21 protein-coding genes and 1 pseudogene are annotated in these 25,510 nt (G+C 31.5%); 8 read left to right on the forward strand and 14 right to left on the reverse strand.

Annotation, left to right across the window (positions count from 1 at the left end; translation table 11 throughout):
- Positions 1-16: 16 nt before the first annotated feature.
- Both ES045_RS00535 and ES045_RS00540 read left to right on the forward strand, forming a co-directional pair.
- On the forward strand, positions 17-1,195 hold the full coding sequence (locus ES045_RS00535) for an acyl-CoA dehydrogenase family protein (RefSeq protein WP_147110753.1): 1,179 nt from the start codon (positions 17-19) through the stop codon (positions 1,193-1,195).
- Between the two features lie 49 nt (positions 1,196-1,244).
- Positions 1,245-1,427, forward strand: a complete 183-nt coding sequence (locus tag ES045_RS00540; RefSeq protein ID WP_147110756.1) for a hypothetical protein — start codon at positions 1,245-1,247, stop codon at positions 1,425-1,427.
- A gap of 776 nt (positions 1,428-2,203) precedes the next feature.
- On the opposite strand, the gene ES045_RS00545 is transcribed toward ES045_RS00540, so the two are convergent.
- Positions 2,204-3,040 (reverse strand): ion transporter, encoded by an 837-nt coding sequence (locus ES045_RS00545; RefSeq protein ID WP_147110759.1) that lies wholly within the window; start codon positions 3,038-3,040, stop codon positions 2,204-2,206.
- A 147-nt stretch (positions 3,041-3,187) separates the two neighbouring features.
- On the reverse strand, positions 3,188-3,769 hold the full coding sequence (locus ES045_RS00550) for a methyltransferase domain-containing protein (protein ID WP_147110762.1): 582 nt from the start codon (positions 3,767-3,769) through the stop codon (positions 3,188-3,190).
- 209 nt (positions 3,770-3,978) lie between these two features.
- On the opposite strand from ES045_RS00550, the gene ES045_RS00555 reads away from it, so the two are divergent.
- Positions 3,979-6,720 carry an outer membrane beta-barrel protein gene (locus ES045_RS00555; protein ID WP_147110765.1) on the forward strand — a complete coding sequence of 914 codons (2,742 nt, stop codon included), beginning with the start codon at positions 3,979-3,981 and terminating at the stop codon, positions 6,718-6,720.
- Between the two features lie 88 nt (positions 6,721-6,808).
- On the opposite strand, the gene ES045_RS00560 is transcribed toward ES045_RS00555, so the two are convergent.
- The 6 genes from ES045_RS00560 to ES045_RS00585 form a co-directional block, all read right to left on the reverse strand.
- Positions 6,809-7,018 (reverse strand): DUF2892 domain-containing protein, encoded by a 210-nt coding sequence (locus ES045_RS00560; protein ID WP_147110768.1) that lies wholly within the window; start codon positions 7,016-7,018, stop codon positions 6,809-6,811.
- Between the two features lie 406 nt (positions 7,019-7,424).
- Positions 7,425-10,619 carry an efflux RND transporter permease subunit gene (locus ES045_RS00570; RefSeq protein ID WP_147110773.1) on the reverse strand — a complete coding sequence of 1,065 codons (3,195 nt, stop codon included), beginning with the start codon at positions 10,617-10,619 and terminating at the stop codon, positions 7,425-7,427.
- A gap of 156 nt (positions 10,620-10,775) precedes the next feature.
- Entirely contained in the window at positions 10,776-11,852 is a 1,077-nt protein-coding gene (locus ES045_RS00575; protein ID WP_147110776.1) for an efflux RND transporter periplasmic adaptor subunit, read from the reverse strand.
- A gap of 159 nt (positions 11,853-12,011) precedes the next feature.
- Complete coding sequence (locus tag ES045_RS00580; RefSeq protein ID WP_147110779.1) at positions 12,012-13,322, reverse strand: TolC family protein; 1,311 nt, start codon at positions 13,320-13,322, stop codon at positions 12,012-12,014.
- A 157-nt stretch (positions 13,323-13,479) separates the two neighbouring features.
- On the reverse strand, positions 13,480-13,617 hold the full coding sequence (locus ES045_RS16245; protein ID WP_189662986.1) for a hypothetical protein: 138 nt from the start codon (positions 13,615-13,617) through the stop codon (positions 13,480-13,482).
- 61 nt (positions 13,618-13,678) lie between these two features.
- On the reverse strand, positions 13,679-15,136 hold the full coding sequence (locus ES045_RS00585) for an NAD(P)/FAD-dependent oxidoreductase (RefSeq protein WP_147110782.1): 1,458 nt from the start codon (positions 15,134-15,136) through the stop codon (positions 13,679-13,681).
- Between the two features lie 302 nt (positions 15,137-15,438).
- On the opposite strand from ES045_RS00585, the gene ES045_RS16700 reads away from it, so the two are divergent.
- Both ES045_RS16700 and ES045_RS00590 read left to right on the forward strand, forming a co-directional pair.
- Positions 15,439-15,564 carry a hypothetical protein gene (locus ES045_RS16700; RefSeq protein ID WP_262712843.1) on the forward strand — a complete coding sequence of 42 codons (126 nt, stop codon included), beginning with the start codon at positions 15,439-15,441 and terminating at the stop codon, positions 15,562-15,564.
- Between the two features lie 116 nt (positions 15,565-15,680).
- Positions 15,681-16,811, forward strand: a pseudogene (locus tag ES045_RS00590) (IS3 family transposase).
- A gap of 178 nt (positions 16,812-16,989) precedes the next feature.
- Here ES045_RS00590 and ES045_RS00595 read toward each other — a convergent pair.
- The 3 genes from ES045_RS00595 to ES045_RS00605 form a co-directional block, all read right to left on the reverse strand.
- Positions 16,990-17,298, reverse strand: coding sequence for a hypothetical protein (locus ES045_RS00595; RefSeq protein ID WP_147110785.1), 309 nt, complete (start codon positions 17,296-17,298; stop codon positions 16,990-16,992).
- Positions 17,299-17,435: 137 nt separating this feature from the next.
- Positions 17,436-18,509, reverse strand: coding sequence for a cytochrome d ubiquinol oxidase subunit II (gene cydB / locus ES045_RS00600; protein ID WP_147110788.1), 1,074 nt, complete (start codon positions 18,507-18,509; stop codon positions 17,436-17,438).
- A gap of 3 nt (positions 18,510-18,512) precedes the next feature.
- Positions 18,513-19,844, reverse strand: a complete 1,332-nt coding sequence (locus ES045_RS00605) for a cytochrome ubiquinol oxidase subunit I (RefSeq protein ID WP_147110792.1) — start codon at positions 19,842-19,844, stop codon at positions 18,513-18,515.
- 353 nt (positions 19,845-20,197) lie between these two features.
- On the opposite strand from ES045_RS00605, the gene ES045_RS00610 reads away from it, so the two are divergent.
- From ES045_RS00610 to ES045_RS00620, 3 genes are all read left to right on the forward strand, one after another.
- The gene (locus ES045_RS00610; protein WP_147110795.1) at positions 20,198-20,809 is read left to right on the forward strand and encodes a TlpA family protein disulfide reductase; all 612 of its coding nucleotides are present in this window, start codon (positions 20,198-20,200) and stop codon (positions 20,807-20,809) included.
- 186 nt (positions 20,810-20,995) lie between these two features.
- The gene (locus ES045_RS00615) at positions 20,996-21,304 is read left to right on the forward strand and encodes a hypothetical protein (RefSeq protein ID WP_147110798.1); all 309 of its coding nucleotides are present in this window, start codon (positions 20,996-20,998) and stop codon (positions 21,302-21,304) included.
- Positions 21,305-21,439: 135 nt separating this feature from the next.
- On the forward strand, positions 21,440-23,470 hold the full coding sequence (locus ES045_RS00620; protein ID WP_223267145.1) for a TonB-dependent receptor domain-containing protein: 2,031 nt from the start codon (positions 21,440-21,442) through the stop codon (positions 23,468-23,470).
- A gap of 39 nt (positions 23,471-23,509) precedes the next feature.
- Here ES045_RS00620 and ES045_RS00625 read toward each other — a convergent pair whose 3' ends face one another.
- The 3 genes from ES045_RS00625 to ES045_RS00635 all read right to left on the reverse strand — a co-directional run bounded on the left by ES045_RS00625 (position 23,510) and on the right by ES045_RS00635 (position 25,489).
- Positions 23,510-24,091 (reverse strand): methyltransferase domain-containing protein, encoded by a 582-nt coding sequence (locus ES045_RS00625; RefSeq protein ID WP_147112060.1) that lies wholly within the window; start codon positions 24,089-24,091, stop codon positions 23,510-23,512.
- 75 nt (positions 24,092-24,166) lie between these two features.
- Positions 24,167-24,463, reverse strand: a complete 297-nt coding sequence (gene trxA, locus ES045_RS00630) for a thioredoxin (RefSeq protein ID WP_147110805.1) — start codon at positions 24,461-24,463, stop codon at positions 24,167-24,169.
- Positions 24,464-24,478: 15 nt separating this feature from the next.
- Entirely contained in the window at positions 24,479-25,489 is a 1,011-nt protein-coding gene (locus ES045_RS00635) for a DUF3365 domain-containing protein (protein WP_147110809.1), read from the reverse strand.
- Between the last annotated feature and the right edge of the window lie 21 nt (positions 25,490-25,510).

Consider the following 25,510-nt stretch of genomic DNA (forward strand, 5'->3'; position numbering starts at 1 on the left):
ATTATACTTTTAAGATATGAAACCTGATTTATTTCAAGCGCCAGATTACTATAATATAGACGATTTATTATCCGAAGAACACAAGTTAGTGCGAAATGCTGCTCGTGATTGGGTAAAACGAGACGTTACGCCTATTATTGAAGAATATGCTCAAAAAGCAGAATTTCCAACGCAAATTATTGCTGGTTTGGCAGAAATTGGTGCTTTTGGTCCTTACATTCCAGAAGAATATGGTGGTGCAGGTTTAGATCAGATTTCTTATGGTTTAATTATGCAAGAAATAGAACGCGGAGATTCTGGTGTGCGTTCTACCGCTTCGGTGCAATCTTCTTTGGTAATGTATCCTATTTTTGCTTATGGAAATGAAGCACAACGAAAAAAATATTTACCAAAATTAGCTTCTGGAGAATGGATGGGTTGTTTCGGCTTAACAGAACCCAATCATGGTTCTAATCCTTCTGGAATGGAAACTAATTTTAAAGACAAAGGCGATCATTATTTATTAAATGGTGCAAAAATGTGGATTTCTAACGCACCGTTTGCACAAGTTGCAGTTGTTTGGGCAAAAAATGAAGAAGGTAGAATTCATGGGTTACTCGTAGAAAGAGGAATGGAAGGTTTCTCTACGCCTGAAACACATAATAAATGGTCTCTTCGTGCTTCTTCTACAGGTGAATTAATTTTTGACAATGTAAAAGTGCCAAAAGAGAATTTATTGCCAAATAAATCTGGACTTGGAGCACCGTTAGGGTGTTTAGATTCTGCAAGATTTGGTATTGCTTGGGGCGCAATTGGTGCTGCAATGGATTGTTATGATACGGCTTTAAGATATTCTAAAGAACGTGAGCAGTTTGGCAGACCAATAGGACAGTTTCAATTACAACAAAAGAAATTAGCAGAAATGATAACCGAAATTACCAAAGCACAATTGTTGGCTTGGAGATTAGGTACTTTAAAAAATGACGGAAAAGCAACCTCTGCTCAAATTTCTATGGCAAAACGTAACAATGTAGACATGGCCTTAAAAGTTGCCAGAGAGGCAAGACAAATGCTAGGTGGAATGGGTATTTCTGGTGAGTATTCTATTATGCGTCACATGATGAATTTAGAAAGTGTAATTACATATGAAGGCACACATGACATTCACCTTTTAATTACTGGCTTAGATGTTACCGGCTTAAATGCTTTTAAATAATACGCTTACAATTTTATAAGAAAACGATGCATCATCAGACAAAATAAATATGAAAAACTATATTTATTTTGTCTTTTTCTTTTTTTATTTCCTAAGTATTTCTAGTGAAAGTATAAACGAACAAGTATCAGCACTTAAAACGGATGTTTCTATTTCTGAAACTAGTAATGTCTATAAAATTTTAGCACTAGGTGATCTTTACACAATTAGAGAAAGTGGGCACTACTTGTAAATTTCCAGTACAATTAAAGGAAAATCTACAAACTAAATTTGAATCGAATACTACCTTTAATTTAGAAGTAATTGCAAAAACAGGTTAGACTACCACAAACTTAATTAAAGCAATAAAAAACAATAGTATTTCTAATAATTGTAGCTTAGTAACATTGTTAATTAGCGTAAATAATCAGTTTTCAGAAAAAAAACTTCTCTATCTATAAAAATGAGTTTCCTGCACTTGTAAACACTTCTCTAAAAGCGACAAAAGGCACTAAAAATAAAGTAATTGTAGTTTCAATACCAGGTTATGCTTTTACTCCTTTTGGTCGCGGTAATAAAATAATTTCTGAAGAGATAAATACCTGCAATAATTTCGCTGAAAGTTATTGTAAAGAAAATGATATTACGTTTGCAAAAATCACCAACATTACAAGACAAGGATTAACAAACACAGCTTTCGTGGCTAGTGACGGCTTACAACTTCTGAGTTGACATATTCAAAATTTGTAAAAATAATTTTGCCTTTTGCCTTCAAGAAAACAAAAAACTAAGAAGCTTTTTGCAATAAAATATTTGGACATCTTTTACAATTGACACCCTTTTTTTTGTACTTATTACAACACTTACCTTTAGGTTTTATGCAATTTTCTGAACAAACAGCACTACAAGCCGTTGCTTGAGACAATTGTATGGTTGGCGAACTTTCTGTATAAAAAACAATCATATGCTATATAATAGTTCGGCAAAGATAACCCTTTATTTAGAATAAATAAAAATAGTGTTTATAAATTAATTCTTATTGTCTTTTTCTTTCTGTTTTTCTTTATTTTTTTCTTTGTGTTGCTCTTTTAATCCTTCTGATTCGAGATTTCTTGCAGACGAAAGTGCACTTGCAATTAAACCTGTAGGTATTGTAATTATTCCCAAACCTATCAATAAAATAAAGAAAGTAAAAACTCTACCACCCAATGTTATGGGATACACATCTCCATAACCAACGGTAGTTAACGTGATAATAGACCACCATAAACTATGAAAAATAGAAGCAAAAGCTTGAGGTTGCGCTTCATTTTCAAAATAATAAATACCTGCTGCAGAAAGAAAGATGAAAACACCCGTAAGTATGAAAAATAAAGTAAGTTCCGGACGAATAATTCTCAAAGCAATTGCAAATCTTTCTATCGCGTCGCTATATTTAGATATCTTAAGCGCACTTAAAATCCTAAAAATTCTTAATGCTCTAATAGCTCTTAAATCGAATTGTTTTGCGAACAAAAAGGGTAAAATAGCTAGTAAATCTATAATTCCGAAAAAACTGAAAATATACTTTAATCGGTGTTTGGTAATATAAATTCTTCCAAAATATTCAATCGTAAAAACAATATAACAAACGTTATTTATAATGTTCAGTGTCTTGTTCCAGAGTGGAGACAAATTAGGCAGCGTTCCTAAACAGTAGACTAATATTGACAAGAAAATTAATGCCTGAATGGATATATCAAAGATTCTTCCATACCTGGTATCAGTCTCTTCTATAATAACTCTTATTCTTTCTTTTGTAGAGTCATTTAGATTGTTAACAACATCAGTAGTTTTCTGAACAAATTTGGGTTTTTCAAATTTCATAGGAATCGCATCAAATGCAGTTGCAAACTTAAATATATCTAAGTGAAAATTAAAAGTTTAAACTCTTTATATTACAATTAAAATATCTTGACCCAATTTTAACGGCTAGACACAACTGTAATTAAAAATAAACCGTAGAATCTACAACTACTTTTTAAGCAACTTTATAAACAACTCTCTACCTTTTCTGTTCCCAAAAGAATTATAACAAGACGCCATTTTCTCTATCTGGAAATACTCTTTAAAACCATTTAAATAGGCTGCTTTATTACCACCAAAAGGAGGTTTATCATCATTTAAAGGAACCTTAAAAAGCACACCAACTAATTTACCTTTTGGTCTTAATAATTGGTTCATTTTAACAACATAATCTTCTCTTAAATTCGGATTTAACGCACAAAAAAAAGTTTGTTCAATAATTAAATCGAAAGCATCTTTCATCTCAAAAAAATTGCCAAGAATTAATTGTGAACTCGGAAAATTAGGAATTCTCTTTTGAATGTTATCAATTGCTGTCTTAGATAAATCTACCACAAAAACGTTCTTAAATCCGTTTTTAAACAAATACGCTGCCTCGTAAGAATTTCCTCCTCCTGGAATCAATATTTTAATTTCTTTGTTTTCTAGTTGATCAAAATACGCTTTTAAAGGCGTAGAGACTTCTCCCAAATCCCAACCAATATCATTATTTACATATCTATTGTCCCAAGCATTCGAAGATAAATCCATCTTTATAAAATTTAATTTCAACAAAAATACATTTAATTCTTCTGCAACAATCTAAAGGAGGTTTTTCTAATTCTTTTAGAATCTGCAGAAGATTGTTTAAGTCTGGTTATCTTAAAGTTCTGTTAAAAGAAAAATACTTTGCATAATTAATTAAACCTTTGCACTTAAAAATTGTCTTAATACTTTATCAACAACATTAACCAACTCAAATGAAAAAAATTTTAATTCTTTTTAGCTTTTTTATTACGTCCATTATTTATTCTCAAACACAAGATTTTCAAATAACAGGAAATATAAAATCTGCAGATGAAAAGGAATTATTAGAGTCTGCAACTGTGCATATTGAAAGAATAAAAGACAGTAGTATTGTAGCCTACACAATTACAGATGAAAAAGGGAACTTTAAAATTGCAGCGAGCACATCAGATGCTAAAATTAAATTAATCGTTTCTTTTATTGGTTTTAACCCTTACGCTAAAACGATAAGCGTAAAAAACCAAAATGTGGGTACTTTATATTTAAAATCTGCAAATGCTTTAGATGCAATTGTTATTAGATCTTCGGCACCTATTACCATTAAAAAAGATACGGTAGAATTTAATGTAAAATCTTTTAAAACAAAGGCAGATGCAAACGTAGAAGATTTACTTAAAAAATTACCAGGCGTAGAAGTTGATGCAGATGGTAAAATTACTGTAAACGGAAAAGAAGTAAATAAAATTCTAGTAAACGGGAAACCTTTCTTTGGAAATGACCCTACAATTACAACAAGAAATTTAACCAAAGAAATTATTGAAAAAATTCAGATTACAGATACTAAAACCAATGCACAAGCTTTTTCTGGTGAAGACTCAGATGGTGAAAACAAAACCATTAATCTTACCATAAGAAAAGAAAACAACAAAGGGTATTTTGGTAAAGTAGCTGCAGGAATTGGAACTGATGATAAATATGAATATGCTGGTTTAGCTACACGTTTTCAACAAAGTGAAAGAATAGGTTTGCTTGCTGGTGGAAACAATATAAACTCGCCCGGTTTTAGTTTTGGTAACCAAAGATTACAATTTGGTGGAAATAATAGAAGTTTTGGTGGCGGACAAGGTATTGTTACCTCTAACAATTATGGTGTAAACTATATTAATTCTTTCAACAAAATATTTGAAGTTTCTTCAGATTATTTTTATAAAAATAGTGAATCTGAGAATACTTCTTCTAGCAATAGAGAAACTTTTTTATCTAATGGAGAAAGTTTTTTTAGAAACTCTAGAAGTAGTTCACTAAATAAAAGTGATAGTCATGATGCAAGCATCGATTTTGAAATTGAAATAGACAGTACGTTTAGAATAGACATCGAATCTGATTTTAATAGCAACTTAAATACAAATACTTATAAAAGTTTTTCTGAAAGTTTAAATAACAGCAAAACATTAACCAACGACTCTGATACAAAATCTGTTGCAGATTCCGATAGGAAGAGTTTTGATAATGAAATAAATTTCTCTAAGAAATTTGGTAGCAAAGGTGCCTTTATAAGAGCAGAAATTACTGCAAACCTTAATAGCCGTGAAACAGATGATTATGTGAAATCTGAAACAAATATTTATGGTTCAAATCCAGATCAAATTATAAGGGATCAATATTCTGATGGAACTTCTGACAGCAAAAAATTTGGGAGTGAGTTTACCTACCGTTTGCCATTATTAGCTAATAAACTCTTTTTGGATGTTGCTTATGAATACAGCAATACAAAAACAAAAACCATACGGAACACATTCGACTTTAACGACACTACAAATGATTATACCGATTTTAGTGATTTGTTGAGTACCGATTTCGAATATTTAAATGCAACAAAGAGACCAAGTGCAGAGCTTGAGTTTAGAAACAGCAAATGGTCTGCATCCGCAGAAATTGCACATGTAGGCAGAACCTTAGAGAACAAAGATTTCTTAAGACCAGAAACAAACCTTATAAGAGATTTTAATAATTTAGAATACGGTTTTAGTACAAGGTTTAGAAAAAGTAGAAGTAGTAGTTTTAGACTTCGATATAACTTTAGAAATGGCGTACCAAACCTATCTCAATTACAACCTTTTAGAGACGAATCTAATCCTTTAAACATTGTTACTGGTAACCCTACACTAACACCTTCTAAAACACATAATATTCGTTTTGGTGCTTCTAATTTTAATTGGCAACAAAGAACGGGTTTTTGGTCTTTTGCAAACCTATCTTTTACAAATGATAGAGTTGTTGCAAGTACCATTATAGACCCAAATACATTAATTAGAGAAACAACCTATGCAAACGTAGATGGTTTCTATAGTTTTAGAGCTGGTGGAAGTTATAGTACTACAAAAAAATGGGAAGATTTTGGGAGCCTAAAAACAGAATTTAGAGTTTTCGGTAATTATAACAAGAATATTAACTTTAACAATGGCATTCAATACTCTAGTAAAACTGCCACGGTTTCTCCTAGAATTGGTTTCGATTTTAATTGGGATAAAATTTTGCAGATTAAACCAGAATATTCTATCTCATTTAATAACAATACCTATGATATTCAAAGTTTCGATAATAAAAATTTTATCAGCCATGATGTAACAATTCAAACCGCTACATTTCTTCCTAAGAAATTAGAATGGAGAAATGACATCAACTACAATTACAATCCTAATATCGCAGATGGTTTTCAAAAAAGTGCTTGGTTCTGGAACACTTCTTTACGCTATTCTATTTTAAAAGATCAAGGTGCAATTAGTATTAGAGTGTATGATATTTTAGACCAAAACACAAATGCAAGAAGAGTGGCTACAGAAGATTATATTCAAGATTCTTCTAGTACGGTTTTAAACCAATATGCAATGTTATCTTTTACTTGGAAGTTTAACAGCTTAGGTAATGCAGGTAAAAAATTTGAACCTAGCAAAAGAACGAGACACGGAGGGTAAGAAATAAATTTTATAGAAAAAGGGTGATAAAATAATTTATCACCCTTTTTTTTATGCTTATTTTTAAAATAATAATTGCGGTATTATTTTAACAAGAGGAACAAGAACCTCCTTCTTTTTTAACACCTAATTTCACTAAAATGGTTTCTAACAAACACCATTTTGTAAACGCAGATTGTATTAAATTTACACCAATAAATACGGTAAACCACATCCAATTTTGGTGCACATAGTATGTAAGCAACACACTTAATAATACCATTACTCCTACAATAACTCTAAAATATTTATTCAACATAATTTCTGTTTTTTTTTAATTTATATACATCTCTCTATAGGAACGACAATTGCTTTTATAGGGTTATTAATTTCTACATTATTATTAAATTGAATAATGTATCAATAGGTTCCTCATCAATAAAAGAAACAAACTAGATTCATTACCTCCTTTTTCTACTGGAAGCCAATTAGTTGCCTTTAATAAAAAAAACGCATTTTTATAACCATCAATATCTGAACTACTAAAGCTCTCAATATTTGCTATTTGAAAGATTTTAAAATAGCTTCTTGAAATTCTTCGATTGCTGTAACGATTACTAATTTCATAAGTTTTTTTTTATATCCCGCAGATTTCGCAGATAGGCGCAGATTTTTTTACTCTGTGATTCTGCGTAAATCCGCGAAATCAGCGGGACTATTATTTATTACTTATAATTCTTTTTCTCTATCATATAATACACCAATGGTACAACCAACAAGGTTAGTACGGTAGAAACAATGGTTCCTCCCATTAATGAAATTGCCAATCCTTGAAAAATAGGATCAAATAAGATAACAAATGCTCCAATAACTACCGTTCCTGCCGTTAATAAAATTGGCGTTGTTCTTACAGCTCCAGCTTCTATACAAGCTTGTTTCAACGGAATACCTTCTTCTAATCTTAAGTTGATAAAATCGATTAATAAGACGGAATTCCGTACCATAATTCCCGCCAGTGCTATCATTCCAATAAATGAAGTTGCGGTAAAAAATGCGCCCATTATCCAATGTCCTAAAATAATTCCTATTAATGATAATGGGATTGCCACCATCATTACAATAGGTGCTTTAAAGTTTTGAAACCATCCTACAATTAAAATATAAATTAAGATAATTGCTCCTAAAAATGCAATTCCTAAATCTCTAAAAACTTCTAAAGTAATTTGCCATTCTCCATCCCATTTTACCGTATAATTGTCTTCAAAATCTGGCTGCCCTAAATACATTTCGTTTAATTTATAGCCTTCAGGTAACGGAATTTCTTTTAACTTTTCTTCCATTCCTAAAATTGCATACGCAGGACTTTCTAATTCTCCAGCCATATCTGCCAGCACATATACAACACGTTTTTGATTTTTTCTGTAAATACTTTTTGCAGCAATCGTTTCTTTAATTTCCACTAAATCTGCAATCGGAACTTGATTTCCTTGTTTCGAAGTTACTTTTAGTTGAGAAATATCAGAAATGGTAGATTTTTCTTTTTCATCTAAAGTCAAGACCAACCCAACTTGATGCATAGCATTTTCATCATACAAATTAGTAATAGGTCTGTTAGACAAAGCCATATTCATAGTATACGCAATTTGCTGCGGTGCCACTCCATACAGCATTGCCTTTTCTTTATTAATCTCGAATTGATATTCAATTTGGTCGTCTTCTACCATCCAATCGATATCCACAACATCAGCAGTATTTTTTAAAATATTCTGAATGCTATTCGCAATTTTAATTTGTTCCTGATAATCAGGCCCATAAACCTCAGCTACAATTGTAGATAATACTGGTGGTCCTGGTGGCACTTCTACCAACTTTACATTCGCATTGTATTTAGCAGCAATTCGCTGTATTTCTGGTCGTAATAATTTCGCAATTCCGTGACTCTGAATATCTCGTTCTCCTTTATCAATCAAATTCACTTGAATATCTGCCATATTAGATCCACCACGCAAATCATAATGACGCACCAAACCGTTAAAAGTAATCGGTGCAGAAGTACCAACATAATTCTGATAATTTACTACTTCTGGTCTTGTAGCTAAATACTGCGCAATTTCTTGGGTAGCAACACCAGTTCTTTCTAACGTTGTTCCTTCTGGCATGTCTATGATAACCTGAAACTCATTTTTATTATCAAAAGGCAACATCTTTACAGCTACAGAATTGGTAATAAATAACACCATCGTTGCCATCAACACAACAAATGTTCCACCTAAAAACAACCAACGTTTCTTTCCGTTTTCTAATAAAGGTCTTTCAAACTTGTTGTAAATTTTATAGATAAAAGTTTCTTCTAAAGGCTTTTCTACTTTCGCTACGCCTCCTTTTTTATCTTTTTCTTTTAAGAAAATATATCCTAAGTAAGGGGTTATTGTCAGCGCTACAAATAAAGACAGAATCATTGCTATGGATGCTCCAATTGGCATTGGCGCCATATAAGGCCCCATTAAACCAGATACAAAAGCCATTGGTAAAACAGAAGCAATCACTGTAAATGTTGCTAAAATTGTTGGGTTTCCAACTTCGTTAATTGCATATAAAGCAGCTTGTTTAAAAGGCAGTCGTTTCATCTTAAAGTGTCGGTGCATATTTTCCGCAATAATTATGGAATCATCTACCACAATACCCGTTACAAATACCAATGCGAATAACGTAATTCTGTTTAACGTGTAATCCATCATATAATAACTCAACAACGTTAACGCAAACGTAATTGGTACCGATAAAAACACCACCAAACCACCACGCCAACCCATTGCTAACATTACCACTAAAGTAACAGCAAAGATAGAACCGATCAAGTGCCACAATAATTCTGATACTTTATTAGAAGCAGATTCTCCGTAATTTCTAGTCACTTCTACATGCACATCATCTGGAATTAAAGTACTTCTTAAATGGTCTACTTTAGTTAAAATAACTTCAGCAATTTTCATGGCATCTGCGCCTTTTCTTTTAGCAACAGAAATAGTTACTGCCGGATATTCAGATTTGTAAGTTTCAGATTTCTCACTTGCCTGCCCGAACCCTAAAGACACATAATTCAGCGGAATTTCTGGTCCATCAACAATCGCAGCAATTTGCTTTAAATAAATAGGTCTGTTCTGTTGTACACCAACCACTAAATTTTCTACATCTGTTACAGATGCTAAAAAATTTCCGGTAGTCACTAAAAACTCCGTATCATTCTTATCAAAACTTCCCGAGCTTAATTGTGTGTTATTGGCTTTTATCATTTTAGAAACCGACAAGAAATCCAATCCACTTGCTGCCAATTTATCTTTGTCTAAAACCACACGTAATTGACGATTTCTACCTCCTATTTTATGGGTAACAGAAACATCATTTACCTTCTTAATTTCGTTTTCTAACTCTTGCGCCATTTGGCCTAATTGATAATCGCTGTAGTTCTCACTCCACAACGTTAAGCCCAACATTGGCACATCATCAATAGCACGGGTTTTAACCAACGGAAACGTAACACCTGCAGGCATTTGATCCATGTGTTTGTTAATCTCATTGTATAATTTTACAAAAGAACGCTCAATATCTTCGCCCACATAAAACTGCACAATTACCATTGCTTTCTCGTTCATAGAAGTAGAATACACATACTCCACACCTTTAATATTCGAAATTAATTTCTCTAAAGGTTTTACAACTCTCGTTTCTACTTCTTTAGGACTCGCACCAGGATATCCAACAAAAATATCTGCCATTGGCACATCTATTTGTGGCTCTTCTTCCCTCGGAATTAAAAACGAAGCATACACACCAACCACCATAAAAACGATCATTAGCAACACCGTCAATTTCGATCCAATAAAGACTTTTGCAATTTTTCCAGCTAAACCTTCTTTCATTTTATTCTATTTTTTTTGGGCGTTTTAACAGGCTATCCGTTGCAATCTTTTTTTGCCATTTATGTCAGCAAAAAAAGGATTTCCACTGCTATCCTTAACGCGACAATTCTTACTACTATTTTATTTTTACTGATAACTGCGACTGTAAACGGCCAACTAAAGACTCACTTTAGCTCCGTTAAACAACTTACCATCCGCAGAAACAATGTAAGATTCATCAGCATTTAAACCAGATAAAACCTCCACTTTGTCTCCATATGTTCTTCCTAAACGCAACCAACGCAATAGTGCTGTATTAGTTTGACTTACTGTGTAAATACCAGATAATTGTCCGTTTTTAACAATTGCATCTGCAGGAATTAAAACCAACTCAGACTTTACTTTTCTTTCCACAGGAAACTGAACCGTAGCAAACATGCCAGATAAAATAACTGCATCCGTTTTCTCTAAATTAACTTTCACTAAGTATTGTCCTCCCGTATTTTTTGCAGAGGTACTTACTTCTATTACTTTTCCTTTAATAGTTTTTTCTAAAGCTTTTACTAAAACGCTTACAGTAGTCCCTTTATTAATTTGTGAAATCTCCGTTTCTGGCACCATTGCAAGTACTTCAAATTCTTTAGGCGTTTCTATACTAATTAAGGGCATTCCTGGGTTTGCCATATCTCCATTATCAATATTTTTACGAGTAACTACACCAGAAAAAGGAGCTGTAATATTAGAATATGCCAGTTGTGCATTAATTTCATTCTTCATTTGATTTGCAGCTTCTAAACCCGCTTTTGCCATTTGGTAATTAGCCGTCATGTCGTCCATTTCTTTTTGAGTAACACTTGCACTCTCAAATAAAATTTTAAAACGATTGTAATTTTTCTCAGCATTTGTAAAAGCCGTTTTAGCTTGTGTTATTCCCGCGTTTACTTGTCCTTTTTTAGCTTGTAAGTCGGCATTATTTATAGACACCAATAATTGTCCTTTTCTAACTTTATCACCAACATTAACGTGTACTTTCTTCACGTAACCCATCATTCTTGTGCTTAAATCTGCACTGTTAGTTGCTTGTATTGTTCCGCTTACAGACAAAAAAGGGTTGTTGTTATTTACTGCAACTTTACTTGTTGTAACTTTAATTGCAGGCGTAGTATCTTTTACTTCTTTTTTGGTTTCACTTCCACAACTAGTCATGAATACTGATGCTGTAATTACTATTAATAGAAATACGTATTTTTTCATTTGTTTCGTTTTTATAGGTCTCGACTGCGCTCGACCAGACAAGTTTTTTTTAGTTTATTTTTTTTTACTGAAAACAGCAACTCTCAACTGCAAACTGTTTCCAACCAGAAATACACAAACAACTGTCTTGATTCTTGGTTCTTAATTCTTGTTTATCTTTTATTTTTTGGTTAAAAATTCTAAATACGTTTGTGTGAAATTGTATTCGAAAATTGTTTGGTAATATTCCAATTGTTTTTGTGCAAACAGCGTTTCTGCTAATAGTAAATCTGATGTTTTTTCTAATCCTTCTTTAAATCTATTTTTTCTAATTCTCAAAGATTCTTTAGATTGCTGAACAGCTAAATCTTTTAATTCTAAACTGTTTTTTGCATCGACTAATTGTCGTTTTACTTTGTTTAATTCTAAATTACTTTTAGAAACATACTGCTTATATTCTAGCTTCGATTTTTCGAATTCTGCTTTACTTTTTTGTGCTTTCCCAAAACGTTTAGAACCCTGAAAAATATCCCAACTTAATTGTGCACCAATTACATAACCATTTGCACTTCCTTGAAACATTTTTTTATCATACATTTCATAACTTCCAAAAGCATTTAAACGTGGTAGAAATGCCATTTTATCGGCTTTGTTCATTGCTTCAAATCCGTTAGAAGCGAATTGCATTGCTTTGATATCTGCTCTATTTTTAGAAATAACTTTATCATCAATAGCTGCACTAACAAGGGTTAAACTTTCTGTTGGTTCGTAGATAACATCGCTTTCATCATTCATTAAAAAAGATACATAATTAGAAGCATTCTCTATATTACTTTTTGCAGCTTGCAACTGATTTTTAACTTCTGTAACGCGTATTTCAATATTTAAAACATCAGCTCGCTGTAAAAACCCTTGTTTAAAGCTATTATCTGCCATTTCTTTATTTGCATTTGCAGCGGCTAACGCTTTTTCTAAAACGGCTACTGCTTTGTAGGCTAACTGTAATTGCATGTATGCTTTTTCTACTTCAAATACCAAGTAATCTTGTGTTCGGACTGTTTTTAAAGACATTGCCTCCATTTTAGATTTTGCAGCTTTCCGTTGATAAAAGCCGTCTAAATTGATTAATGGTTGCTGAATTTCAATTTTTGTTGCAAAATTCTCCGTTCTTTCTGGATTATTTAACAACGTAGGATTAAAATCGTTCTGAGTTAAAATCTCCTGATTTAATTTAGAACCAAAAGCCATTAAAGGGTTTGTGGTAGAAATACCTGTATAACTTGCAGAAATATTTGGTAAAAACACCGCATTTGTTTGACTATAATCTCCTTTTGCAGCATTAAATTCAGCAATAGAAATTTGAATAGTTGTATTCTTTTCTGCGACTTTAACCAAGACTTCAGCTTTTGAAATTGGTTTTATTTCTTGTGCTTGCATCAGCAGTGTACTTGCAAATAAAGTAAATAAAGTAATGTATATTGTGCTTTTCATATAATATTCAATTATCTAGTACAAAAGTAAGTTTAGAATAAGTAACGGTATGTAACTTATGTTACATGCTTAAAATAAAAAAGAGAACATTAAGCCCTCTTATTTAAGACATTAAGATTAATCAATGTTTTTAGTGAATCAAAAACTGAGAATCATGTCAGTTTACTTTTCTTGTTCCTCCATGTCCTCCAGCAACAATAAACATTATTTTTATACTTAAATAAATGAATTTAAAAAACTGAATGATAGGATTCATCATTTTAAATCTTTGATATTTTGATATTCTTTCTGTCATGATTTTCTTTTTTTACTGCTTACTAAATACTGCAACTAAGAGCTAATACTAAATACTTATCCTATTCCGGAATCAACCACCAGAATGGTTTCATTTTAGCTTTGTAAATAAAGGCATAGTGCAAAGCCAGTTTTAACCAATGACCTGCTAATCCTATTTCTCCAAAAGTCTTACTTAATTGTCTACCTTGTGTTTTTGGGTATTTCTCATAATCTGGAACAATTGGGAAAGTAGTAATACTTACACCACTTCCTTTTGTCATACCAAAACCTGCAGAAGCAATACATGCAGCGCCCATATTTCCCATAGAACCTTTATGATTTAAGGATTCTTTTCCGTTTTTAATAGAATCTATAATATTATCTGCTACTATTTTAGCTGTAATTCCAGAAGGCATTCCTGTTCTTGGTGGTGCAGGTGTTATATCTGTTCCATTTTTGCTTTTTCTAGGCTTAGAAATAGAATGTGGCGGCGCAAATGCAATTCCTGGTGCAAATATATTTTTATACGTTGGATTTTGATAGGTTTCTGGCCAATCTTGAACAGACCAATCTTCATAAGGCTTTACAGTGTAATCTGCATCAACAATCATAAAACCTCGAAAGAGTTTTTCTGTAATATCATTTTCATTTTTGTCATACGCTTTAAAACCATGACCAGAAAAGGAAGGAATGAGCATGGCAAAATCATACGACTCTGTTTTGTACTCCCCTTCTAAATTTTCATAATGCGCTACCCCATCTTCTATTTTATTGACTGCTGCTCCTGTTATCCATTTAATGCCTCTATCTTCAAAAACCATCTCAACCATTTCACTAGATTTCATAGTCATACCTCCATAACTTAAAAGCATACCATCCATCCCAAAATCGCCTAATTTATATTCGTTTGCAACCCAAGTGATTTCTGCCATATCACGCACATTATGTCTGTGTAACTCGTGTTCAACATTTAAAATATACTCAAAAGCTGCACCTTGGCAAGTAGATTTTGCATGACCTGTACCAATTAAAATTTTGGCTTTTTTACCTTTTTTCATTTCTTGAATTAAGGCATTTAATCCTTCCCAAGCATGATCTGCATGCGTATATGTACAAACAGAATAGGTTTTGTTTGTACCAGGAATTAAACCTTCTGTCGCTTCAAAATTTAATTTTGGTCCTGTTGCGTTTATTAAATAATCGTAGGTTACTTTTTCTAGTTGTCCTTTTTTATCCCCAGCAACATATTCTGATAAAACGTACGGTTTTTGTTCCTCTTTATCCCCTTCAGGAAAAAACGAAATTGCTTTTGCTTGCTTAAAACCAATGTTTTTCTTTTTATATAAAGGCGCTAACGGAAACAATATTTTTTCAGATTTCATTCTACCAATTCCTACCCAAATATTTGAAGGAATCCATTGGTAATTACTGTTTGGAGAAACCACAACAACTTCATGATCTTTAGGCAGCTTTCTTCTTAAATGAGCTGCTGCAACGTGACCTGAAATTCCGGCTCCTAAAATAACTATTTTAGACATGTTTTATAATTTGATACTGTGAAATTAGTTTAAAAATTGAGGCTACAAACTGATATATATCAGTTTGATTTTCTAAGGAGTAAGACACCTTATTTATATTGTAAAGATTACCCTTTTATACGAACAGCACAGTAACTTTTGTTACATAGAGATAAAGTTCTTTTCTTAATGCTTTACCTTACTTAAAGATCAAACTTTTTTCAAATAAAGTTTGATTTTTAAAACCTTAGCGTTTCTATCGTTAATCCAAAACAGATAATTTATAGTTGCTGCTCATAATTTATGTTATAATAATTGTTTCCATGATAAAACAAATCAAGTTATTAAAGTTGTCAAGTATCAATGTTGCTTCTGCTTTTAATGAAAACTTGGCTTTTCCGTCATCATCATCATCATCATCATCATCATCATCATCATCATCATCTTAGAGTGTCTACGTTTAATGTGACACTTTTTATGCGCTTATAAATTTTATAGTTGACTTATGGCAAAAAAGCATGGCAATGAATTTAAAGTTATGATAATAGCACCATAAAATTCTGATATTAAAACCAAACAAATTCGTGGAGATTATGGCTAAAGCCTTAGTATGGTTGGACGCTGGAAAGACGAATACAAATTGAAATCTAAAGATTTTTTAAAAAAGAAAGAAACACCTCTTGAAGCTCAAGAACTCAAAGCACTAAAAAAAGAATTAAAGGATGAACAATGGAACGTGACATTTTAAAAAAGGCAGTGGGCAGAATACCCAAAACGATGTTTCCTCCTCTTAATATCAAATCTCCAAGAGCGACTTATAAGATATCAATTCATTTTAGATAATATTGATATATCCAGCTGAAAAGATGTCTAAATCTATGAAAGTTAGCAAAAACGCTAACTATCATTGACTTATAAACAAATATATTCTATTTGGTATCACACCAAGAACGTATTTAAAGGAGAGGATTAAAGTTATTTTTAAGCAAAGTCGAGAAATTTATAGTAGCTGTAGGATTCAAAAAAAGCTTGAACGAGAAGGTCTTATTTACTCCCGTTCTTACCTTGGGTTACTAATGAAATAAATGGGATTAAGAAGTGTTTTAAAAAGAAAATTTGTGGTTATAAAAGAATCTAATCACCCATACTTAATTACTCAAAATGAATTAAATAGAGGTTTTTACAGTCAAAATTTAGGGCTGAAATGGGTGTCTGATATCACTTATATTAGAGTTCATGACGATTGAAACTATTTGAAAACCATTATAGATCTAGCCGATAGAAAGATTGTTGGATGGTCCCTTAGCGAGGATATGACAACTTATAACACCGTAATAAAAGCTTGGGTTGACGCCCAAAAAACAAGAAACATTAGCAATTGTTTTATTTTTCACTCAGATAAAGGAGCTCAGGATCCCTCAAACAAAATGATAAATCTCTGTAACTTTAATCTTAAAGTAACTCAAAGCATGAGTGGAAATGGTAATTGTTAGGATAATGCTGTCGCTGAAATTTTTTCTAAAACAATTAAATACGAATGGTTATATCAGTTTAAATTCACATCGTATAATTTACTATACAACACTATTAAAGACTAGATTAATTAGTATAGGATAGATTATATTCTAGTTTAGGATATCTCTCACCGCTAAAAATGGAAACAAAATTAAAAGGAATTATTAAAAATGTAGCTTAAAAAAATAGTCACAAATTTACGAGGTAGTCCAATGTTGCCCATAACCAGGAAGTGATATTATGATTATAAAAATAAATATGAACCGTTTCATTTTATGAGTTCATTATAGAATTGATAATAAAGTTTAAACAAATAGTTAACAACGGTACAAAAAATAATCAACCGTAATACTGTTTAATTATTTTTCAATTTTTTTATTCATTTTATGATAAATCATTTTCACTAATATGAGTCCTAAAATACCACCTAAAGCAGAAACAAACATATTTATGACTAACAAGAAACTATCGAAGTCTCCATTATTCATTATAGACCAAGGATTAAAACCAAGTCTACCAAAAGATTTTATCAATAAAACACTACCAAAAACACCCACAAGGGTATTGCCAATAAGACCAAATGTGTATTTTTTAAATACAAAACCTGTAGCATTAGCAGCAATTATCCCAATGAGAATGCTTAATAATGAAATTAATGTTCCTGTCATTGTCTATTCATTTTGTCATTCAATTAAAAAAAACTAAGTAAATCTGATGGAGATAAGTTTTTTATGCATGTGTCTTTATTTCTAACAGGCTTCGCAGCCGATGTTCGCAGAAAAAAATATTATGAAATATGCATGCCTTAATGTCCATAATCCATTTTATCTACTTTTCCTCCCATTAATCTTTTTTGAATAATCATGTATACAAAAAGAAGGATAAAACCAATAATTCCCCAGACTAAAGCGACCGACAAGCCATATTCTGACGCCGATGTATTGTAGATCGTTAAAGGTTCATTTATTTCATTAACCGACGGTAACAATACCGGAAACAAAGACGCTAAAGACGAAGTAATTCCGCCTAAAATTAGAAAGGTTGATAGCACGAAACCATAGATTTCTTTTTTTAACCTATTGATAAAAAATAATCCGATTAATCCTGTTAGATAAATAAGAGGAAATATGACTAAATAAGGTTTATTTATAAAGTTTTCTAACGAATTAGGATTCACTATTTGCCAAACAAACAGCGAAAAAACAGTAAGTGCCGTTAATGCAATATTTAACTTAAAAATAACGCCTTTAAGCTTTTTGTTTATAGATGAATTTGTTTTTAAAATAATCCAATTTGCACCATGAATTGCTAGGGTAACAACAGCTATTAGACCAATTATGATTGTAAACCAATCGATAACTCCTGGGTGCTCTGTTAACGGACTAAAACTACTATTCCACAATGGTAAGAAAAAATAATGCCCTTCATAAACAGACACTCCGTTTTCTACACCACCTAAATTTACACCTCTCACAATATTTCCTAAAGCAATACCAAAAAATAAGGCCAATAATAAGCTAGAAACTCCGAAGGAAGCATCCCAAATATCTTTCCACATTTGAAATTTAAACTGACTCCTAAATTCTAGTCCAATCGCTCTAAAAATAATTAACCACAAAACAATAATCAATGGTAAATAAAAACCACTAAAAACCGATGCGTAAAATGTAGGAAATGCCATAAAGAGCATTCCTCCTGCAACGACTAACCAAACCTCATTAGAGTCCCAAAACAATCCTGCAGATTTTGCAATTACTTCTTTGTCTTTGTCTTTTTTAGCGTAAAATAAATGAATAATTCCTGTTCCGAAATCGTATCCATCTAAAATAAAAAATACCGCTAAAACAACTGCTATAATAATATACCAAAATATTTCCATCCTTTAATGTTTTTGAGGTTTAGGACCCTCGTTAATAGTTTTACCCACTAAGACTAAAAATAATAAACCTAGCAGCATGTATAAAGCAACAAAACCTAGTAACGTAAATAGTGTATTACCAGACGAAACGGTAGGCGAAACACCATCGCTTGTCTTTAACAAACCATATACCAAATAAGGCTGTCTCCCTAATTCTGCCGTGTACCAACCCGTAATATTTGCGATATAAGGAAACGGAACTAAAATCATAATAAACCAAAGTAATGGCTTAAAAGTATACAGTTTTTTACGCCATAAAAAGAAAAGTGCCAATACCATCACTCCAATAAAAATAGTACCCAAACCAACCATTATGTGATACGAATAATACAAGGCAGGTATATTGTCTGGCAATTCTTCTTCCTTAAATTGATCCATTCCTGGAATTTGTTTGTTCCAATCTTGATGTGTTAAAAAACTTAAAATATTTGGAACCGCAATTTTATTATCTAATTTCTTCTCTACCATATTTGGCTGACCAATTAGTACAATTTCTGCTCCTGCTTCTTCAGTTTCAAAAATTCCTTCCATAGCTGCAAACGCAGCTGGCTGGTATTTTGCTACGTTTTTAGCATTCCAATCTCCCGTAGGAAAAGCGACTAAGAGGCTAGAAATTAATCCGAAAATAACTCCTGTTTTTAAGAATAGTTTTCCATACTCTACTTGTTTATTTCTTAAAATATAAAAAGCACCGATACTTGCTACCACAAAAGAAGATGTTACAACAGATGCCATTTGATTGTGCAAGAAAGCAGGCAACAACCAAGGATTACTAAATAGTGCAGAGAAGTTTTCTAAAACAAATTTACCGTTGTCTAAAATTTCATATCCTACTGGGTGTTGCATCCAAGCATTGGTTGCTAGAATAAACCAACCACTTGCCCAGGAACCTAAAAAGACTAAAAAAGCTGTTAAGAAATGTAATTTTTGTCCCATTAATTTTTCACCAAAAATAAAAAGTGCTAAAAAGGAGGATTCTAAAAAGAAAGAGAACATGCCTTCCATGGCTAAAGTCTGACCAATAATTCCGCCTGTTAATTCAGAAAACTTTGCCCAGTTGGTACCAAATTGAAATTCCATCGGAATTCCTGTTACAACACCCATAGTAAAATTAATAGCAAAAATCTTCATTAGAAACTTTGCAGCATTGTTATACTTTTCATTCTTGTTCCTTAAATATTTCCACTTAAAGAAGACTATCAATAATGATAACCCCATAGTTAATTGCGGAAATATATAGTGAAATGTGATAGTAAATGCAAATTGCAACCTATCATAAAAGATCATGTCTTCCATATTAAAAATGCTTATTATGACTTAAATTAATAACTACAAAATTACATATTATCTTATTTTCTATATGTAACATAAGTAGCATAAATTTAGAATTGTTCTTGGTAAATTTAAACAATCAGAAACTAAAACTACTGTTTATTATTTAATACTATTTTAACAAAGTTTGGTAACAATGGTTACATCTGTAAGGTCTTATTTTCTTTATGTTTGCGTGCAATGTAAAAACTAAAAAATACACAGCTATACTTAATAAATTTCTTCTTTTGGTCTTATATGCAAATAGACTGAAGTTTTTATTATGAGAAAACAAAAGCTACTTAAAAAGCAATAAAATAATTTTAAAAGGCATTAAAATGAAAAAAGAAAGGAACACAAAAAAAACATGGATTCAGAACGGAATTTTTATCCTTATAGCCATTACACTTTATGCTACGGGTTTGCATACAGAAGTAATTGGTTTTGTACAACGAGGAGTGTTAGCTACTGGCTTGATGAATCCTGATATTAAAGAAATTACACAAGTAAATAAAAATGAAACGACAACTGTTTCAGAATCTATAAAGGCTGATTTAAATTTAAAACTGATTGACAGCGATGGCAAAGTTAGTTCTTTAGCAGATTTAAAAGGCAAAGTAATTTTTTTAAATTACTGGGCAACTTGGTGTCCTCCTTGTATCGCAGAAATGCCTAGTATAGATAAACTGCATGAAGAAATGGGAGATGATGTTGCTTTTATACTACTGTCTTTTGATAAAGATTTTGAAACGGCCAAAGCTTTTGATAAGCGCAAAGGGTATAATCTGCCAATTTATGCACAAGCAAGTAATTTGCCTGCAATGCTTAAATCATCTGCTTTACCAACAACTTATATTATTGATGTCGATGGAAACATTGCATTAAAACACGAGGGAATGGCCGATTATAATACCGCAGAATTTAAGAATTTTCTAAAAAGTTTGAAGTAGTTTTTTTTGAAAAAGTACCACACTTAGAATGCTATTTTTTTTTATGAAGATACTTTTTTAGAAGATTAATAATGATATAAATCATATTTATAAGAAAGTGAAAAAGTTATTTTTACCCTGTTGAAAAATTCGAAAATTATATTCGCTATATTATTTAGCACCCTTATACTATACAATAGTTTAAGAGTGTCTATAACGTATATATATTATAATTTAGATACAAAAGGTTTTATTGAAGCCTTTTGCGAAAACAAAGACAAACCAGCGTTAGAATGTAATGGTAAATGTCAATTAAAAAAAATAACTAAAACTACTGATAATGAAAACAATAGACCAATACAACTTATCGATTTTAAAGACCTGTTAGTATACAACCAACAAACCTCTTCTTTTCCTATTAGCGATACTACACATCAAAATAAACATTCTTTTTATTATTTAAATCTCTATAATTTTAAATTGTTAGAGACTTGTTTTCATCCACCAAACGCGTAATTGTTTTTTTAAAATTTTATAGAACTCCTATAAAAACAATAAATCCTCAAAATTAAAATAATTAAAATGAAAACATTTTACAGCGTGGTTTTATGCGCGCTAATTTCCGCGGTATCTTTTAGTCAAAAAAAACAAATGGTTCAAAAAGATAGTATCCAAAAAGTAACAAAGCTTGATGAAATAATAATTACAGGAAAAATAAAAAAAGACCCTGTATTTAGCTCAACATCTAATCAATATGCTAAAAAAGTAGTGCAACCTAAAAATGTTGCAGACCTATTTAATAACATCAACGGTTTTTCTGTAATAAAAAGAGGTAATTATGCAATAGATCCTTCATTTAGAGCTTTTCAGTACGAGCAATTAAACATACAGTATGACGGTGGCACAAAAGCAATGCATGCATGTCCTAACAGAATGGACCCAATTACAACACATATAATTCCTGAAGAAGTTTCTAGAATTGAAGTCATAAAAGGGCCTTATACTGTTAGATACGGCGCAACTTTTGGCGGTATAATTAATTTAGTGACACAAAAACCAAATTATGAAGATTATGGCTTTCATGGTAAAGTTTCTGCTGGTTTTGAAAGCAATGGAAATGCCATGGTAAATTTAGCCGAATTACAATACATCAATGAAAAATTTGATATTGTTACTAATGTTGGTTATCGAGATTTTGGAAATTATAAAGATGGTTTCGGCACAACCATTCCGTCTTCTTTTAAAAGTTCTGATTACGGAATTAAATTAGGGTATAATTTCACTAAAAACCAGCGTTTAAAAATTGATTGGAGACAGTCTTTTGGGCGTGATGTTTTACACGCAGCTTTACCAATGGACACAGGTTATGACAACAGTAGCATTCTTTCTTTGGATTATAAAATTGATAATATTGGGGACGTTGTAAAATCTATTTCTGCAAAAGGATATCACAGTTATGTAGATCATTTAATGACAAATACTAACAGACCTTCTTTTATGATGATGGAAGCATCATCTGGCGTTGAGGCAACTACAATTGGTGGTAAGATGGAAATGAATTGGCAACCGTACAAAGAATTAAATATGTTTTCTGGTATCGATTTAATGAATATTGCTAGAGATGGTGGCAGAACAAGAATTGTAAAGGTAATGAACGGCAATCCTTTGCCAATGCCAATGACTTTTAATGACAAAGTTTGGCAAGATTCTTACATCACAGATCTTGGTTTTTTTACAGAAGCGAAATACAATATCACGCCAAAAACTATTTTAACAGCTGGTGTTCGTTATGATAATGTTACCTCAGATATACAAGATCCAGAAGCAGATTTTGCTGCAAGATATAATTTAGAAAAACGTACAGAACATACTTTTAGCGGAACTGTTTCTATGAAAAAAGCAATTTCAGAAAAACTAACTTTTGAAGCTGCTTATGGTCGCGGAGTGAGAACAGCAAATATGATTGAACGATTTATTAATCATTTTACAGTTGGGCAAGATCCTTATGAATATCTAGGAAACCCAGACTTAAAAGCAGAAGTAAACAATCAATTTGAAATAGGAATTAAAGGTTTTGAAGAACTTAAGAACGGTTTTAATAGTTTTCAATTTGAAACCTCTATTTATTATTCATTTTTCGAAAATTATATCGTTGGTATTGTAGATCCAACTATTACGCGCAAGTTTAACCCTATGATGCAGCCAACAAATGTAAAAGTATTTCAAAATTTAGACAATGCATACAAAACTGGTTTTGAAGCCATGGCGCAGGTGAATTTTTTGGATTTTTATAATTTTAAAACCGAATTTTCTTATGTATATACAGAAAATAAGGATCTGGGAGAAGCTTTACCATTAACACCTCCTTTTACAACCAAATTTACAGTAGGCTTTGAAAAGGATAGTTTGTGGGCAAATGCACAATATAACCTTGTTTCTAAACAAGACAATATTTCTGAAAGTTTTGGAGAAATAGAAACAAGTGGTTACCAAACTCTAGATCTACGTTTTGGCGGAAAACCGCTTAAAAATGTAACTTTAGGATTGGCTGTTTTAAATGTTTTTGACAAAGGTTATAATAGTCACTTAAACTTTTCATTTACAAACCAAGCAAATTTTGGAAGAACTCCAATTACAGAACCTGGAAGAAATTTCTCTGCTTTTTTACAGTATAAATTTTAGTTTAAAAAAGAGCGTATTAATTTTTAATGCGCTCTTTTTTTAATTTTTTATAAACTTCACAAATAGCTCCATTTCTTGTCTATTGTGAAATGAGTTATAACATTTTGTAAAAACATCCATTGTAAAGTGTGGATCAAAATAGTTTAAATATTCTTCTTTATTTCCACCAAAAGGTGGGTGATCTTCATTTAAAACTGCATCAAATAATAAACCAACTAACTTTCCATTTTCTTTTAAAATGGAATGCATTTTTGATGCATATTTTAATCTTAACTCTGGATTAATTGCACAGAAAAAAGTTTGTTCAATTACCAAATCAAACGTTTCTTCTAAATCGAAAAAATTAGCATTTATTAATTGTGATGAAGGGAAATTTGGAACTCTATTTTGCAAATTTTTCAAAGGAGCTTCAGATAAATCAGCAACAAACACATTTTTAAATCCATTATCGAACAAATATTCTGCTTCGTAAGAATTTCCACCTCCAGGAATTAAAATCTTAATTTTTTTATTTTCAAGTTGATCAAAATATGCTTTTAAAGGCGGAGAAACCTCACCCAAATCCCAACCAATTTTATTGGTTTTATATTTATTACTCCAAAATTGATTGTCTAAATTCATCATTTAAAATATGCGTGTTTTCATAAGAAAAAGCACCTAAATTTTCACTCAGGTGCTTTTACTAACTATTAAAAACTAACTAAAACTATTTATTATAGAAACTAAATCTTTCTTTTGTACCATTCCAGATTGTTTCCAAACTTGCTTTCCTGCTTTGTATAAAATAAATGTTGGCACACCCTTTACTTGGTGTTTTGCCGCCAAAGATTGGTTTTTATCAACATCTATTTTAATAATTGCTATTTTTTCTCCAAGTGAATCTTTTACTTCTTTTAAAATTGGACTCATCGTTTTACAAGGTCCACACCATTCTGCAAAAAAATCTACTAAAACAGGTTTCTCTTGATTTATTAATTCTGAAAATTTACTCATATCTAAGATATTATTTTATTTATCAAAAGTAACGTTCCAAATTCCTCTAACTTGGTTAATGCTGTAACCGATTGCCACATCATTTGGATACTTTTTTCTTATTTCTTTAAAAATGTCTGGTTTAATATCTGTCTTTGGGTTTCCATGACACTGCAAACACATTCCGTTTGTTATAATTGGGTAATAAACAGAAACATTACTCTCATTCTCTACAACAATTGGCTCAGAGCTTTTATTCAACTTTACGTCGTTTTTAAAAATTCTTATATATTCATTTTCTTTATTATTTGCAAAGTTTTTAGGGTTTCTAGGTTTATCTGAAACTCTTTTTATAGCAGCATTATGTACAACAGACATGCTATCTGTTAAAGGATAAGCTTGAATATTACAAAATTTTAATGCCGCTAAAGTTCCTTCTTTTTGAATTTTTCTCATTAAATTTTTACCCAAAACGGCTTTTGTACTCAATGCATATTTTAATCCTTTTTCTGAATAAGATAAGTCTTTTAAATTATCAACTTGATTGTGTTTTCTTTTTTTATTTTTCATTCCATTTCCAGCTCCCTTTGCTTTTCCTTTACCCTTTTTTTCATTTAAATGATCTTCAAACCATGCTGGTTTTTCAATATCATTATCAAACATATATTCTGCAATTTGTTTTATAGTTTCTTCTGGAAAATCTTGTTTCGGCATTACTCCAAAACGTTTTACAGCACCATTCATTTTTGCATTTTCTTTTGTTGGGTTTTTAATCCAATCTTGCATTGATGTTGTAAATTCTTCTTTTGTAGTTCCAATACTTAAGTAATGTTTTTTTATTGCAACCATTGGAGGTCCAATTCTGCTATCATGAGATGCGCTTGGACTGTGACATACATAACAATTGGTTTCCATTAATTTTTTACCTGGATAACTGTGTGCTGTTACTATTGCTGCATCTTCTTTTTTCGTGAAATTAGATGTTTTTTGTGCGTCTTTACAACTAAACAAAAAAGCAAATACTATAAGTAGCGTAAATTGTTTCATTTATTTTTATTTCAAAGTTAA

The organism is Polaribacter sp. IC073 (assembly GCF_007997075.1).
Taxonomy (GTDB): Bacteria; Bacteroidota; Bacteroidia; order Flavobacteriales; family Flavobacteriaceae; genus Polaribacter.